A 15,044-nucleotide genomic window follows, 5' to 3' on the forward strand; every position below is an offset into this window, starting at 1 on the left:
AGGAGGCCTTCACGGACCGGACCGGCGATCAACCCCAGCCAGAATCCGGTAGGCGCCCTAAAACAACCGACCATCCCTCAGGCCGGCCGTTCAGAGCCAGCCTTGGCGCGACGCCTGCGCTCCCAGCTGGAACCGGGTCTGCGCGCCCAGCAGTTGCTGCAAGCGGCTGATCCGCCGGAGCACCGTGCGTTCGCTGATGCCGAGTTCGCGCGCGATCGCCTCGTCGGTCAGGCCTCCGCTCAGCAGGGCGAGCAGACGGCGGGTGGCGGCGGTCGGTTCCTGTGTGACTTCGGCGTCGTCCGGGCCTCCCGCCCGCACGGGCACGGCCATCCGCCAGAACGAGCCGAACAGTTCGATCAACGCGCTCAGCAGCATCGACGGATGGATCAGCAGGGCCAGGACGTCGCCGGCGTCGGAGTTCGGGACGGCGATGAGCGCCCGGTTGCTGTCGGCGATCACGAGCTTCAAGGGCAGCCCGGGGAACACCCTGGCCTGCTCGCCGAGGGCGATACTCGACTGCACCTGGGCGAATCCGTCGTCGTCCTGAAGCACGGACGAGTCGTAGACGACGCGGTAGCCGATGCCGCGCGCCATCGATCCCGGCTGCACGGTGCTCACCTCGGGTTTCGGGCTCATGTAGGACCCTGGGTCCAGTGCGACGATGTCGATGGCCGCCTGAGTCTGCATGGCCTCGAACGTGGCGATGACCTCGTCCCGGCTGCGCAGTACTTCCACGAAGTCCGCGTCCCTGCCGGTCCGCAGGGAGTAGGCGGCGCCGAGCACCTCGGCCGCTTCCCGCGCGCGGACGGCCGCGGCTTCGTGCTGCGCGGCGAACGCCGACAACGCGGCACGCGGAGGGCACACCTCGACCCCGGACGTACCGGCGCGGACCAGACCGAACCGCTCCAACTCGGCCAACTCGGCGCCGGGCGTGATCGGGCGCCCGTCCAGCATGGCCCGGTACAGCTGCTCGGCCTCCATCGACAGGCCTCGCGACTCGGCGAGCATGACGCTTCTCCTCCCCCACCCCAGGATCGGACCTGACATCGATGTCAGGTCTCGCGGTAGCACTGTTTCCGCTCCCTGGTCTTGAGGGGGAAAGCGGCGGGATCGTGCGCCTGAACCGATAACGAAAGGATCACAGATCACGCCGAAGAGCTCCCGCGGGCCGCATCGGCCCGCGGGAGCCTCGGTTTCAGCACTGCCGGGGACTACGCGTTGGCAGGCATACCCTTCTCGTCTGCCTCCGGGGTCGCCGTGCCTTCGAGCAGCTCGCGGACGATCTCGTTCGCCTTCCGCACCTGGGGCGTGATCATCTTGATCTTGATCTTCCCGTCGTGCCCGAGGTTGCCGCCGACCTCGACCGTCTTGTCCTCACCCGGCAGGGGCAGGCCCTGGCAGCCGGTGAACTTCTTCTTCGGCATGAGGCCGGTCTGGAAGTAGGCGACGATCGGGTCGTCGACGCAGTCGGTGTTGTACGGGAAGATCCCGTGGCTGCCTTCGTTGTCGACGCTGATCATCTTGGCGCCCGGCAGACCGTTCGCGGTGGCGAGCCCGCCTTCGTACGGCGTGGCCGCGTCGAGTTCGGTCTGCGCGATCATCAGCTTCGGGAACGTCTTCTGATCCGGCGCCGGCTTGGCGTTGGCGGTCGGCCAGAACGCGCACAGCGGCGCGCCCGACTGGGCCATGATCGGCGCGATGAACGGCGCGTTCACGGTCAGGTCGGCCTGCCAGTAGTTCCAGTAGTGCAGGTTCTGGTTCCACTGGCCGTCCTGGCAGCGGATCGCCTCGAACGTCGCGTCCCAGGTCTCGACCTCGGCGCCACCCTGGTACGAGGCCTTGCGCTCGACCGAGTCCTTCTTCGCGATGGCCTCCAGCGCGTTGCCCTTGGCCTTGGTCAGGAACGCCTTGTTCGCGTCGGTCAGGCCAGGTGTGGTCAGGGCCTTCGCGACGACCTGTTCGAGCTTCTCCGCGTCGGTCCCGGTGGGCGCCGGTCCCTTCGCCAGCGCGGCCACCATCGAGGCCGCCGACGGGTACTGAGTGGTGTCGTACATCGCCGGGATGATGAACCAGGCGGCGTAGAGCATGCCCGCGAACTCGCGGGTGCCGCCCGCCTTCTCCCAGTTGCGGCGGATTTCGAGCGGGTCGGTGCCCGCCTTGTACTTGGCGTCGTTGCGCGCGACGTAGGGCAGCAGCGCCTCCTGGAACTGGCGGTCACGGCTGCGCGGCTGCAGATCCCAGGTCTTCTCCAGCGTCGAGCGGCTCGCGTCGGTCGACGAGTCGAGCAGGAACCGGTGCGCCTTGCTCGGGAAGGTGGTCGCGTACCAGGTGCCGAGCCACGTGCCGTACGAGTAGCCGATGTAGCTGGTCTTCTTCTCGCCGAGCAGCACCCGGATGAAGTCCATGTCGTACGCGGTCTGCTCGGTGGTGATGAACTTCGTCAGCGGGTTCTTCAGGCAGCCTTCGACCTTCGCCCGGCTGATCACGTTCTGATCCGTACTGTCCGGGACGGTGTAGCTGCAGGTCAGCGGGGTGCTCTGGCCGACGCCGCGGGGGTCGAAGCCGACGAAGTCGTACTGCGAGGCCAACACGGGGCTGCGCATCGCCATCGCGGCGCCCCACGGCAGGCCTTCGCCGCCGGGTCCGCCCGGGTTGACCAGCGCGATGCCCTGCCTGCCGGTGCCGGGGTAGGCGGTCGCGGTCTTGGAGACGCGGACGCCGATGGTGTTGCCGTCCTGCGGGTTGTGCCAGTCACGCGGCACCTGGACGGTGGCGCAGGCGAGGCCCTTGACCTTCTTCAGCTCGGCTTCCGTCGCCGGAGCGACCGAGGGGAACGAGCACTCGCCCCAGGCGACGGCCTGCTTGGTCAGCGCGCCGGCGAGCGCCGCGGTGTCCGGGTCGGCCTTGACCGCGGGAGCCGCACCCGCGGCGGGAGCCAGCACCAGGCCCGAGGCCAGGAACGCACCGGCGACCACGGCCACCGTGCCTCTCCGCGTCTTTCTCGTACTACTGATCACCATGATCCCTTTCGACAGGAGCCCCCGACGTCCGTACGAGAAGTAAAGACCGGTGATCAGCTTTCCCACACGGCCAGGAGATGGCGGATACCCGACATGGCAGGATCTCGACACCGCGAAGGGTCAGCCGGGGCTGGACCAGCCGTGTCGCCAATATCCGGCGAAGGAGATGTCCGCCTTCGCCGCACCCCGTTCGGAAACCAGGTGCCGGCGCAACGACGTCGCCAGCCGGGACTCCCCCGCGACCCAGGTGTAGAACCGCCCCTGCGGCAGCGCGGTCCGGCGGACCGTCTCGAGGGCGAGAGTTCCCGGACGCCGTTCCGGATCGTCCCGGCTCAGCCAATGGATACGGACGCCTTCGGTGGTGTCGTGCCGCCGGATATCGGCGACGGTCGGCACTTCCAGGAAGACTTCCGCGACAAGCGACTCCGGCGCGTCGTCGAGAATCGCCAACGCCGCGGGAAGCGCGCTTTCGTCGGCGACGATGAGCTGCGCGCCGACGTCGTCCGGCGGGCGGTAGGTCGTGCCCATGTCGAAGATGCCGACGGGATCCCCTGGCCCTGCTCCGCGCACCCAATCGCTCATCGGGGAGTGCCCGTGAAGGGCGAACTCGATGTCGATCTCCTCATCGGCGGGCCTCGCCCGGCGGACCGTGAGCGTGCGCACCCACGGACGGACCGATTTGGGCAGCAGCATCAGCTCGGGCATCCACGCCTCGTTCGACAAGGTGGGCATCCGCAGCCGGGACTGTCCCTCGCGGGGGAAGAACAGCCGCACCGTCTGGTCCGTTCCCGCGACGATGAGATCTTTCAGCGCCGGCCCGCCGAGAGTGACCAAGGCGAAGCTCGGGCTCAGGAGGACACGCTCTCGCACTTCGAGCGTGATCATCTTGCGTGACGCCGGGAGCCGGAGGCGCGGGATCACTGCACTACCTTCGTGTTTTCGCAGCTCATAGCACTATTATGAGCATTTCCTCAGTTCTTGGGTACTCGCATTCACCGGCGTGCGGACGCCGTCCGGACCTGCGCGAAGTTCGATCAAGGGGCACGACTGCTCACGTTTGCGGGCATGCCGTCAGGACGTGGCCACCCGGGCGCCACCGAGGCCTTCGGCGAACCGTTGTGCCGCCTCGAAATCCGCCGTACCAGGACGATCCTTGCGAATCCCGCCGACGAGCTTGAACGGCGCCCAGGTGTCGAACCCCCGGCACGAGAACGTACCCACGACGTCGAACCCCTTCCGCCCGAGGAGCCGCGCCAGACGGCGGGTGTAGCGCCGGAACGGTGGCTCGGGCAGCCCGCTCGTGGTGAACACGAACGCCTTCCGCCGTTGCTTCTCCGGGAGATCCCGGACGAACCGGCGCAGACGCGGATGGAAGTCCATGCCGAAGATCCCCGAACCGAACCCCACGAGGTCACAGGAATCGAGGTCGGCCGGGTCGATCTCCTCAGGACTGACGACCCGCGCTTCGAGCACTCCCGCCATGGTCTCGGCGATCCGCGCCGTGTTGCCGTGGGACACCGAAACGCACACGATGACGACCTTCATGCCGATCCTCCAGTTCGCCGGTTCTTTCCCTTCAGAACCGAGCGGACACGGAGATCGTGACAACGGGCGCGGTGACCCCGGTCACGCCCGCAGGTGATCGCGCAGCGCCCGCGCCACGCCGGCCATCAGCACCTCGGCCTCCGGCTGGATCGCCGCGGGCACCCGGGAACCGGTCAGCGCGGCGATCGCGAAGATCCCGCCGTCGGCGTGTTCGACCACCCCGACCTCGTGCCGCATGTTCAGCACGGTGCCCGTCTTCGATGACCATTTCGTGGCGTCGGAGACGAAATCGGGACTCAGCCGTTGACGCAGCAGATTGAGCCCCATGAGTTCGCGCACCCTCGCCGCCACCCCATTGTCCACTTTGGACGGCTTCCACAGCGCTTCGAGCAGGTTCACGAACGCGCGGGCCGAACCGGAGCTCGCGCGCGTGACGTCGAGCTGGGGAACGGGGTGGCCTTGCCCGGCGGTGCCCGCGTTGATCGCGAGCGCGTGCGCGAGGTGGACGTCGGCGGGGTCGAAGCGTTCCGCGGGGGTGTCGCTGAGTTCCGCGACCGGATGCCGCGCGGTGATCCCGGAAATGCCCCATTCGCGCGTCATCCTGGTGACCTCGGCGGGCGGCGTCAGCGCGAAGAGGGTGTCCGCCGCGGTCTCGTCGCTGATGGCCATGGTGAGGTACAGCAGATCGTCGATCGCCACCCTGGCCGGATGCCGGAACCGGGTCAGCCCGGTCGGCCCCGGCGCGGTGGCCCGGCCCGGCTGGACGTCGATCGCCGCCGAGCCGTCCAGTTCACCCCGGCGGATCCGCTCCAGGGTCGCCGTGGCGAGCGGGATCTTCACCAGCGAGGCACTCGGGAACTCCAGCTCGGGATCGATGCCGAGCTCGTATCCGGTCCGCAGGTCCCGCACCAGGAACGAACCCCGCAGGCCACCGTCGTCCAGCTCGGCACGCAGCCGCGAGAGCAGCGTTTCGGTGTTCATGTCGTCTCCTCCGCGCCGAGACACCGGGCGATGTCCGGCCACAATCGTGCCCGGATCCGCTGCGCGTCCTCGCCGAGCCCCGCCGTGATCTCGTAACCTCGCGCCGGCTGGAGCTCACCGATGGGCCGCCACGCCAGGCCGAGTTCGGTGGCCTGAGCCGTCGAGCACAGCAGCAGATCGTCCGAGCCGAACACGGCCGCCGCGGCCGCGGTGAGCGAATCGGCGACGGCGACCTGCGCGGGCCGCAATCCCACCGAATCGCGGACCCGGAACAGGCGGTCACGCAGATGCGGCACGTCGTCCTCGGGCTGGATCCAAACCCGGCGAGGCGCGCCGCCGGACCGGCCGACCCGCAACGTCTCCAGGTGGAAGGCGCCCGCTCGCGGCTTGCCCGCACCGGCGAGGCCGAGGGCGACCCTCCACGTTCCCTCTTCGGCGGGGACGACCGTGAGAGCGGCGCGAACCTCCTGGGTGCGCACGAGTTCCGCCCGTTCCCGTGGCGGGGCCTGCCGGATCTCCAGGAAGACATCCAGCTCCCGCGCCGCCGCGTCGAGTTCGGCGAGCTCGCGGGTGGTGCAGGTTTCCGGCATCGCGAGCCTCGTCGGCCGCAGTTTGGCGCGCTGCGCGTCGTGCTCCATGGCGTCGGCCAAGGTCACCAGCCGTTTCGCCGACGGCAGCATGTCCCGGCCGAACGAGGTGAGCCGCGCGCGGCGGGTGGAGCGGTCGAACAGCCGCTCGCCGAAGTGCCGTTCCAGCGCGGCGATCCGGCGGCTCGCCACCGGTTGGGGGATACGGGCGATCGCGGCTCCCGCGGTGAACGTCCCGGCCTCACTCACGCTCACGAACGCCCGGCAGCTGCCGATCAGGTCCACGACCACATACTATGCATGATTCGCATGGAAGAGGTCATTCGTGTCTTGGACAGCATGACCGGTGCTGGCCAGACTGCGGACATCGAACGATCTTGAAAGGAATCACCGTGTCTGTCACTTCTCGCCGGTGGACAGGCCGAGCCGCTCTGCTGGCGCTCTCGGTCGTGTCACTCGCCGCGTGTTCCACCCCGGCTCCCGCGCAGCCGCCCGCCGCCGCACCGTCCGCGAGCCCGGTCGCGACGACCGACTTCGAGCAGCTCGAGCGCATTTTCGGCGCCCGGCTCGGGGTGTACGCGGTCGACACCGCGACAGGCCGCGAGGTCGCCTTCCGCGCCGACGAACGCTTCGCCTACGCCTCGACACACAAGACGTTCACCGCCGGCGGTGTCCTGCAGCGGACGCCGATCGCCGATCTGGACCGGACGGTGACCTACGGCCAGAAGGACCTGGTCTCCAACTCGCCGGTCACGGAGAAGCACGTCGCGACGGGCATGCCGCTGCGCGCCGTCATCGACGCGACCCTCCGGTACAGCGACAACACCGGCGGCAACCTGCTCTTCCGCGAACTCGGCGGGCCCGAGGGCCTCAACGCCGTGCTGCGGGGTATCGGCGACACCACCAGCCACGCCGACCGGATCGAACCCGAACTCAACGACACCTTCCCCGGCGACCCCCGGGACACCAGCACGCCGCGTGCCCTCGCCGTGAGCCTGCGCGTCTTCGCCCTCGGCAACGCGCTGCCCGAGGACAAACGCAAGATCCTGGTCGACATCATGCGCGCCAACACCACCGGCGACGAGAACATCCGCGCCGGGGTCCCCGGCTGGCCTGTCGCCGACAAGACCGGCACGGCGGGTTACGGAACGCGCAACGACATCGGGGTCGTGTGGCCGCCGAACCGGGCGCCGATCGTCATCTCGGTCCTGACCGACCGGGCCGACAAGGACGCGAAGATCGACAACAAGCTGCTCGCGCAAGCCACCGCGGCCGCCGTCAAGGTCCTCCCCTGACCCACCGGGCGGACGGGGATCCCCCGTCCGCCCGGTGAGTTTCACCGGATCAGCGCCGGCAGGGGTTGCCTGCCGGGTGCGCGGCGGTGCCGTGCACGTCGGCCTGGGATTCCGCGAGCACGATCTTCGCGAGCGCGGTGTCCAGCGCGACGGCCTGCTGCTTCACGACGCCGTTCGCCACGGTCTGGGCGTTGAGCTTCAGCGAGCCGATGACCAGCGGAATGGTCAACGGCGCCGAGCCCACCGTGATCGACTCACCGTTGATCTTCAGCGAGGCGACGTTCGAACCGCCTGCGAGTACCGGGGCGAGTCCGCCCGGCGCCGTCTGACAGGTCGCCGTGGCCTGCGACTGGATCACGCCGAGCTCGATGTTCAGCCCGAGCGTGCTGATCACCGTCTTGTCGATCTTCGCCGACGCCAGCGCGCGATCACCCGCGGCCGGGGCCGCCGACTGGTTGTCCGGCGTGAGATCGGTCGACGCGGTAAGCACCTTCGTGTCCACCTTGATCAGGCCCGCGTTGAGCGTCGCGGCGACGACGGTGCGGGTGTCGTCGGCACACGGCAGGTTCGCCGGGTTCGCCTGCGCCGCGGTCACGCCGAGGACGTTCGCCGCGGTGCCCGTGCAGGAGAAGACGCCGTCACGGTCGTCGTCGACGATCGTGCCGACCCCGGTCGGATCGACCAGCCCGGCGCCCGACGGGGCCGAGAGGTTCACCGTGAACGTCTCGTTCGGCTCGTCGACGGTGTCCGGGTTGACCAGCACGGTCACCGGTTTGGCCGTCTGGCCCGGGGCGAACGTGACCATCCCGCTCGTCGTCGCGTAGTCGGCGGGCGCGGTCGCGGTGCCGTTGGCGGTCGAGTACTGCACCGTCACCGGATTCGCGCTGGCGCCGCCGAGCAACGACACCGTGAAGGTCGCCGGTACCTGCGCACCGCCCGAGCCCTCGTCGACCGACACGTCGTTGATGCTCAACCCGAGCACGCGCACGGTCGTGGTCTCGATGTACCCCCGCGAAACACCGTCGATCTGATAGTCGACGACACAGTGGTAGGTGCCGGGAGCGGCACTGGCCGACGCCTTGATCGTCTCGGTGAACGAGGCGACGTCGCCGCTGGTCACCTTGACGCTGCCGGGGTCGTTGGTGACGGTGAGCTGCGGGTCGCAGCTGGTCACCTTCGGGGTCACCGTGACCTCGATGGACTTGATGCCGTCCAGGATCGCCTGGGAGACCTGCCCGGCGGGGACGTTGTTCAGCAGCACCCCACCCGTGGCCGACGTGATCGCGGAGGCCTGCCCGCCGGAATCGAGCGCCCCGACGTTGACGGCGACCACGCGGATCTTCGCCGTCTGCAGTGCCGCGATGGTCTGGGCCAGGTCGTGCCCGCCGCTCGGATCGTGCGACGGCGCGTCGCCGAACCACGCGATGATGCGGGTGCCGTCCGGCCGGAAGTCGACCGCGCCGGTGGCCAGCTGGTACAGGGCGTTCAGGTTCGCTTCCGGCGTGTCCCCGCCGCCCGAGGCGACCCACTGGTTGATTCCCGCCTGGACGGCGGCGGTGTCGCCGGTGATGCCCTGGTTGACCTTGAAGGGCACCGAGTCGGTGAAGTCCTTGTACTCGGCGACGCCGAACTGCGCGGTCGGCTGCGCGGCGAGCACGTCACCGGTGATGGCGTTGGCGTTCGACCGCACGTTGCCGATCGGCCCGCCCATGCTGCCCGTGGTGTCCGCGAGCAGGACGAGGTCGGGGTTCGGCGGCACCGCCGAGGTGGTCACGTTCTTGGTCACGACCGTGCTCTGCCCCGCGTTGAGCGTGAGGTCGACCGTGGCCGGGTCCACCCCCGGTGGGGCCGCGGCGGCGACCGCGGTGGACGCGAGCATCGCCGTGACGGCGGTCATGACGACGAGAAGTGGTCTTCGCGACATGGATTTCCCTTTCGAGACCCGGCCGAAAGCCGGAATTCCTGTGGGCTTCCTGAGAAAGACGGAACATTCCGCATTTCGTTAGCGAATGGCGGAAACGTCACCCGGAGCGCCGCATGTCAAGGTGCTCAACGGGCTGTTACCGCGAATCCGGGCTACTCGGACCATGTCCGCGTTAGGCCGGCGAGTGGAAAGCTCTCCGGCGGCTCTCACTCACGAGCATGAGAAGGACCGGGGATCTCCGCGTTTTCCGTGATCGGATCACGGCGGGAAAGGCGATTTCGTGCGGATCTTTCTTGCCGAACACGCACCGAATGTCGCAACACCGCAGGCGGCCGAGACCGTGGCGAGATCATTCAACGTCCGGCACCTTCCCGCTCGTTTGTCGGCCGCAGGGCCGAGTGAAACGACTTCGCGACGGTGGTGTCGTGTGACCGAGTGGACGGCACGCGTGATGGGCGGGACGACACGTGTGCGGGCACGTTCTCGCCGTGAGTCGTCCGTCTGGGCACACGTGTCGTCCCTGGCCGCACGAAACCGACCGGCGGTAGGTACCTAAGACACTCTTGGCCTTGACCGTCGCTACCACTCACGAGGGACCGCGCGCCGGCTAGGCCAGGTCGACGGGCCGTGTCCGCAGTTTGGCGGCGATGCGCGCCAGGTCCTGCTGATCCTCCGCGCTCAACGGGTCGAGGACGAGCTCCCGCACCGAACGGACGTGCGTAGGCGCCGCCTTGACGACCACCTCGTAACCGCTGTCGGTGAGCACGGCGAGGGTGTACCGCCCGTCGTCGGGATCAGGCGTTCGCTCCACCCATCCTCGCTGCTCGAACCGCTTGACCACATTGGACAGCCGGGAAAGCGAGCCGTTGGCGAGGTAGGCCAGCTCGCTCATCCGCAGCCGTCGCTCCGGAGCGTCCGAGATATGACTGAGGGTCAGGTACTCGAACAGCGTCAGCCCGGCGTCGTGCTGCAGCGGCGACTCCAGCCTCCCCGGAAGCAGGAGGACCAGGGAGACCAGTCCGGTCCAGGCCTCCTTCTCGGCAGGGGTCAGCCACAACGCTTCGTCCGGGTCCGGGGTCGCATGGGTGGCCATGGCGGAACCTTACCGAGAAGCGCGCGACTTCACACATGAAGTCAAACAGTGCTACGTTGACTTCATGCATGAAGTCAACGAGAAGGCCACCACGACCCAGCCGCAGTTCTTCACCACCCCCGGCCACGGCGAGCGGCTCCAGGCCGAGACGCGCTACAGCCAGGCGGTGCGCATCGGCGATCGCGTCGAGATCTCCGGGCAGGGCGGCTGGCACAGCGACCTGCCTTTCCCCACCTTCCCCGAGGATCTGGAAGCCGAAATCGTCCAGACCTTCGAGAACATCGAGCGGACCCTCGCCGCCGCGGGTGCCACCTGGCGGGACGTCATCTCCGTGAACTCCTACCATGTCCCGGAATCCCCCGGTTTCATCGGCGAGACCCACAACCGCGTCATGGTCGAGCAGTTCCGCGAGCGGATGGGCGACCGTACGCCGATCTGGACAGAGATCGGCGTCCCGGCCCTCGCCGCGCCGAAGATGCGCGTGGAGATCAGGGTCACCGCGATCACCGGAGACTCCCGCGTGTGAACGCCGTGCCCCTTGGGTACTACCCGAGTACGCCCATGCTCTTGGCCCAGCTGGGAAACCCGCTAAGGAGACACGCGTGGGTACTACGGGAACACGGCAAGCATACGAATTCCCCACTGGCAGCGCCCCGCCGCTGGGACAGGTCCGGTCCTGGCTCCGGGATCAGCTGAGCGAGGTCGGCCGCATCACCATCGCGGACACCGAACTGCTCACCACCGAACTGGTCACCAACGCGCACGAACACGCGGACGGCGTCGCCGAACTCAGGGTGTCCGTCGCTTGGGACCGCGACGTGGTCCGCGTCGAGGTCGACGACCGCCGTCCGCATCTGCGACCGCGCCGGGTGACCAACCAGGATCCGACGAGCCCGCACGGGCGAGGGCTGGCACTGGTCGAGGCGATCAGCAGCGCATGGGGCGTGGACACCGGCACGGGATACAAAACGGTGTGGGCGGAGATCCCGGTGCTCTGACACGATCATCCGGTGACAGCATCGCGAAGCACTCTGGTGTCACCGATGCTGCGGCCGGGTGATCGCGTCCGGCTCGTGTCCCCCGCCAGCTTTCCGAGCCGCGAGCTCGTCGCCGAGACCACGGCGGTGCTCGAAAGCTGGGGACTGAAGGTCGAAATCGGCGCACACGCGTTCGACCGGTGGGGGTACATGGCGGGCCGGGACGAAGACCGGCTGGCCGATCTCGACGACGCGTTCCGTGATCCCGCCGTCCGCGCGGTGATCGCCACCCGCGGCGGCGCGGGCGCGTACCGCATCGCCGAAGACCTCGATTTCGCGGCGGTCCGGGCTGACCCCAAACCGGTGATCGGTTTCAGCGACATCACCGCTTTGCACCTCTCGCTCCGGCACCACTGCGGGCTGGCGGGAATCCACGGTTTCCTGGCAGGGGCTCGTTCCGCGGCCTCGACCCGGTGCCTGCTGATGAGCACCGAACCCGCCGTCCTGCACCGCGACCCGCGAACCATGACCGTCGCGGCCGAGGTCCCCGGCACCGCCACCGGGGACCTCGTCGGCGGCAACCTCGGCACCGTCGCCCACGCCGTCGGCGCCGGACTTCCTTCACTGGCGGGCACCATTCTCTTCCTCGAAGCAGAGCGGACCATCGGCCTCGGGCAGATCGACCGGCAGCTGACCCAGCTGATCCGATCCGGCGCGCTGCGAGGCGTACGCGGTGTCGCGCTCGGCCGGTTTCCCGGTTTCGAGGACTACACCGACCGCGACTGGACCCTCGTCGACGTCTTCGAGGATCGGCTGGGCGCGCTGGGCGTCCCGGTGCTCGGCGGGATCGACGTCGGGCACGGCCCCGATCCGCTGTCCGTGCCGCTGGGGACGGCCGCCGTCCTGGACACGGACGCCGGAACCCTCACCGTCGCACCGGCCGTGTGCTGAGACCTACTCCGGCAGACGGAGTTCGACCCGGCCGAGCGGGTCCGGCGCGGAGGCCAGTTCGTCACACGCCGCCTGCCAGGCGCCGTCCCCGGGATAGAGCGCGGAACGCAAGTAGGCCACCGTGAGGCGCTGCACCGCGGCCACCCGCTCCAGGTTCTCGTCCGTCGTCTCGGCGACGTCGTAGCCGGAGATCCCGCCGAGACCGTGCTCGGCGTCGAACAGGGTGAGCAGCGTCTTGCGGCCCGGCGAAAGAAAGTACGGGTCGGTGTGCCACTCCGGACCGCGAACCGTCAGATGCGTGGAGGAGTCCTTGTCCCCCGCGACGACGAGCGCGGGAGTCGTCATCGTGGAGAAGTCCGTGCTGAGGAAGAAAGAGTAGTTCTCGGCCACGAATCCGGTGACGGCGTCGCCACCGCGACCGGGCGCGGCGAGCAGCACACCGGCGGAGATCCGGGGCTCGGCGAGGTCCACCTCCTCACCATCGTCGTCGGTGTAGCGCGCGCCCAGCAGGAGGCTCGCGGTGTGCCCGCCCATCGAATGCCCGGCGACGGCGACCTTGCCCCGGTCCAGCCGGCCGCGCAGGTGGGGAACGGCGTCCTCGATCTCGTCGAGCCGGTCGAGGATCCGGATCATGTCCTCGGCCCGGGATCGTTGGTACAGCGGCGCTTCCGGGTCGCCGGCCGCCAGGTTCAGCGTCCGCGAGCTCAGGTGGGTCGGCTGGATGACGACGAAGCCGTGCGCCGCCCAGAAGTCCACGAGCGGCGCGTAGCCGTTCAGCGACGAGAGATGGTTCGAGGGGCCCTGGCCGTGCGACAGCAGGATGACCGGCAGCTCGTTTCCGGTGATCGGCGCGGAAATCCGCAGCCGCAGGTCCACGGCCCGATCCGGCGTCGCCAGGACCACCGGAGCGATCGAGAGGACCGGTGTCGGAGTGGTAGTGCTCATGGTGGGCCTTCTCTTGTGTCAAGGCGCCGCGCTAAGCGGAGCACTGTTCCACAAACATACGGAGCAGTGTTCCGCTTTGTCAAACCGGCAGCGGCTCGATGCGCATGCCTCGACGATCACGCACTACCCGAGGTATTTCCGCGCCCAAGCCGCGAAACCGGTGAGCGGAATACCGAACTCCCGCGCGAACCGCGGTCGTCCCGGCTGGCCGATCACGTTCAGCCACTCGTGCGAAGCGCCCATCGGCGGCATCCCGGCGGCGACAGCCTGCTCCACGGTCATGTCCGGAGCCACCAGCCGCGTACCCAGCACCTCCGAAAGAACCTCGGCGATCTCCGCCATGGTCAGGAAGTCGCTCGCGAGTTCGAGTTCGACGCCGGCGAATCGCTCCGGTTCGGCGATGGCCGCGGCGGCCGCGGTACCGATGTCGTCCACGGCGGCCAGGGACAGGCTCGTCGACGGCTTGATGACGCTCACCAGGCCACCCTCGACCCCGCGCGGGAAGAGGAACTTCATGTCGGGCAGGAAGTTCTCCATGAAGAAGCCGGGCTTGAGGAGTGTCCACCGGGGAAAGCCCGCTTCGCGCAGGCGGTCCTGGATCGAGGCTTTGGCCCCCAAGGTGGGCTCCATCGAAGCCCAGCGGCCCTCGGCCCATCCGGGCGCTTCGACATGCTGACCGGCCCCGGAGACGGAGGTGTGCACGAACTGCGGCACTCCGGCCGCCTTCGCGCCCTCGATGAGGTTGACGCCTTGAGCCACCTCCCCGGCGAAGTCGAACCCTTCCGCGCTCATGCCGGGCATCTGCACCGAGAAGACGGCGCGGGCCCCCTTGGCCGCCCGGGTCACGGAATCGAGGTCATGGAGATCGCCGACGACGAGTTCGGCGCCGAGCGCTTCGACGGCCTTCGCCTTGGCCGGGTCACGGACGAGCGCACGGACGGGGACGCCCGCCGCCAGCAGCGCGCGGGCGGTCGCGCCGCCCTGCCTGCCGGTGGCACCGGTGACCAAAACGGGTGCTGAGGACATGATCGCTCCTTTGGTCGACAAAGTGGCGGGGCCCGCCACTTATCGTCCGCTACAATATGGCGGGGCCCGCCACTTACGCAAACGTCGAGGTGAAGACATGTCGGACGGCCAGCGCGCCGACGCGCGGCGCAACTACGCGCGCATCCTCGCGGTGGCCGAGGAAGAGGTCGCGACCCATGGCTCCGGCGCTTCGCTGGAGCAGATCGCCCGCACCGCCAACGTCGGCTCAGCGACCGTGCGCCGCCACTTCCCCACCCGCCGGGTCCTGCTGGAGGCGGTCTCCGCGAAGCGGATCGCGGCGCTGTGCGCCCGCGCCGTCGAACTGACCGGCGAGGACGACAGCCGGAAAGGGCTCCTGACCTGGCTCGACGAGGTCGTGGCCTACTGCGTCACCGCCCGCGGTCTGGCGGCCGCGCTCTCCTACGACGAAACCGATCCCGCGCACGAGAACTCCTGCTCCTCCGCCCTCGAAGACGCTGGAGAACCGCTTCTGCGGCAGGCCGCGCGGGACGGAGTGGTGGCGCCGGAAGTCACCGTCGCGGACCTGATCACGCTGATCGTCGGCATCGTCCTGGCCACCGAGCACTACCCGGATCCCGCCTCGCAGGCGGACAGGCTGTTCCGGCTGGCCGTGGCGGGCCTGAGCCCTCGGACGTGAAAGGGGCCGGAGCGGTCACCCACTCCGGCCCCGGATCACGCT

The 15,044-nt window shown here is 69.0% G+C and carries 15 protein-coding genes; 5 read left to right on the forward strand and 10 right to left on the reverse strand.

The annotated features are described in order from the left end of the window. Positions 1 to 90 precede the first annotated feature (90 nt). The 6 genes from ACFOSH_RS39810 to ACFOSH_RS39835 all read right to left on the reverse strand — a co-directional run bounded on the left by ACFOSH_RS39810 (position 91) and on the right by ACFOSH_RS39835 (position 6,424). Positions 91 to 1,008, reverse strand: coding sequence for a helix-turn-helix transcriptional regulator (locus ACFOSH_RS39810; protein WP_378246223.1), 918 nt, complete (start codon positions 1,006 to 1,008; stop codon positions 91 to 93). 203 nt (positions 1,009 to 1,211) lie between these two features. Further along, positions 1,212 to 2,981, reverse strand: a complete 1,770-nt coding sequence (locus tag ACFOSH_RS39815; protein WP_378246225.1) for an alpha/beta hydrolase — start codon at positions 2,979 to 2,981, stop codon at positions 1,212 to 1,214. Positions 2,982 to 3,140: 159 nt separating this feature from the next. Beyond that, positions 3,141 to 3,941: a siderophore-interacting protein gene (locus ACFOSH_RS39820; protein ID WP_378246227.1), complete on the reverse strand. Its 801-nt coding sequence runs from the start codon at positions 3,939 to 3,941 to the stop codon at positions 3,141 to 3,143. Positions 3,942 to 4,091: 150 nt separating this feature from the next. Continuing rightward, on the reverse strand, positions 4,092 to 4,565 hold the full coding sequence (locus ACFOSH_RS39825; protein ID WP_378246229.1) for a flavodoxin family protein: 474 nt from the start codon (positions 4,563 to 4,565) through the stop codon (positions 4,092 to 4,094). Positions 4,566 to 4,646: 81 nt separating this feature from the next. Then, positions 4,647 to 5,546: a serine hydrolase gene (locus tag ACFOSH_RS39830; RefSeq protein ID WP_378246231.1), complete on the reverse strand. Its 900-nt coding sequence runs from the start codon at positions 5,544 to 5,546 to the stop codon at positions 4,647 to 4,649. Beyond that, complete coding sequence (locus tag ACFOSH_RS39835) at positions 5,543 to 6,424, reverse strand: LysR family transcriptional regulator (RefSeq protein WP_378246233.1); 882 nt, start codon at positions 6,422 to 6,424, stop codon at positions 5,543 to 5,545. Before ACFOSH_RS39835 ends, ACFOSH_RS39830 begins: the two co-directional genes overlap by 4 nt. 95 nt (positions 6,425 to 6,519) lie before the next feature. Between ACFOSH_RS39835 and bla the strand changes: the two genes are divergently transcribed. Continuing rightward, positions 6,520 to 7,428 (forward strand): class A beta-lactamase, encoded by a 909-nt coding sequence (gene bla / locus ACFOSH_RS39840; protein ID WP_378246271.1) that lies wholly within the window; start codon positions 6,520 to 6,522, stop codon positions 7,426 to 7,428. A 49-nt stretch (positions 7,429 to 7,477) separates the two neighbouring features. On the opposite strand, the gene ACFOSH_RS39845 is transcribed toward bla, so the two are convergent. Together ACFOSH_RS39845 and ACFOSH_RS39850 are read right to left on the reverse strand one after the other, a co-directional pair. Beyond that, entirely contained in the window at positions 7,478 to 9,352 is a 1,875-nt protein-coding gene (locus ACFOSH_RS39845) for a Calx-beta domain-containing protein (RefSeq protein WP_378246235.1), read from the reverse strand. A gap of 607 nt (positions 9,353 to 9,959) precedes the next feature. After that, on the reverse strand, positions 9,960 to 10,445 hold the full coding sequence (locus ACFOSH_RS39850) for a MarR family winged helix-turn-helix transcriptional regulator (protein WP_378246237.1): 486 nt from the start codon (positions 10,443 to 10,445) through the stop codon (positions 9,960 to 9,962). A 64-nt stretch (positions 10,446 to 10,509) separates the two neighbouring features. On the opposite strand from ACFOSH_RS39850, the gene ACFOSH_RS39855 reads away from it, so the two are divergent. The 3 genes from ACFOSH_RS39855 (at position 10,510) to ACFOSH_RS39865 (ending at position 12,373) form a co-directional block, all read left to right on the forward strand. Continuing rightward, positions 10,510 to 10,971 carry a Rid family hydrolase gene (locus tag ACFOSH_RS39855; protein WP_378246239.1) on the forward strand — a complete coding sequence of 154 codons (462 nt, stop codon included), beginning with the start codon at positions 10,510 to 10,512 and terminating at the stop codon, positions 10,969 to 10,971. A 76-nt stretch (positions 10,972 to 11,047) separates the two neighbouring features. Next, on the forward strand, positions 11,048 to 11,443 hold the full coding sequence (locus ACFOSH_RS39860) for an ATP-binding protein (RefSeq protein ID WP_378246241.1): 396 nt from the start codon (positions 11,048 to 11,050) through the stop codon (positions 11,441 to 11,443). Between the two features lie 12 nt (positions 11,444 to 11,455). Further along, positions 11,456 to 12,373 carry a S66 peptidase family protein gene (locus ACFOSH_RS39865; protein ID WP_378246243.1) on the forward strand — a complete coding sequence of 306 codons (918 nt, stop codon included), beginning with the start codon at positions 11,456 to 11,458 and terminating at the stop codon, positions 12,371 to 12,373. Between the two features lie 3 nt (positions 12,374 to 12,376). On the opposite strand, the gene ACFOSH_RS39870 is transcribed toward ACFOSH_RS39865, so the two are convergent. Further along, positions 12,377 to 13,318 carry an alpha/beta hydrolase family protein gene (locus ACFOSH_RS39870; RefSeq protein WP_378246245.1) on the reverse strand — a complete coding sequence of 314 codons (942 nt, stop codon included), beginning with the start codon at positions 13,316 to 13,318 and terminating at the stop codon, positions 12,377 to 12,379. A gap of 123 nt (positions 13,319 to 13,441) precedes the next feature. Continuing rightward, positions 13,442 to 14,344: an NmrA family NAD(P)-binding protein gene (locus ACFOSH_RS39875; protein ID WP_378246247.1), complete on the reverse strand. Its 903-nt coding sequence runs from the start codon at positions 14,342 to 14,344 to the stop codon at positions 13,442 to 13,444. 97 nt (positions 14,345 to 14,441) lie between these two features. Here ACFOSH_RS39875 and ACFOSH_RS39880 point away from each other — a divergent pair, with 97 nt between their 5' ends. After that, entirely contained in the window at positions 14,442 to 15,002 is a 561-nt protein-coding gene (locus ACFOSH_RS39880; RefSeq protein ID WP_378246249.1) for a TetR/AcrR family transcriptional regulator, read from the forward strand. Positions 15,003 to 15,044: the final 42 nt, after the last annotated feature.

Origin of the sequence: Amycolatopsis speibonae, from assembly GCF_042647925.1 — a bacterium.
GTDB lineage: Bacteria > Actinomycetota > Actinomycetes > Mycobacteriales > Pseudonocardiaceae > Amycolatopsis > Amycolatopsis speibonae.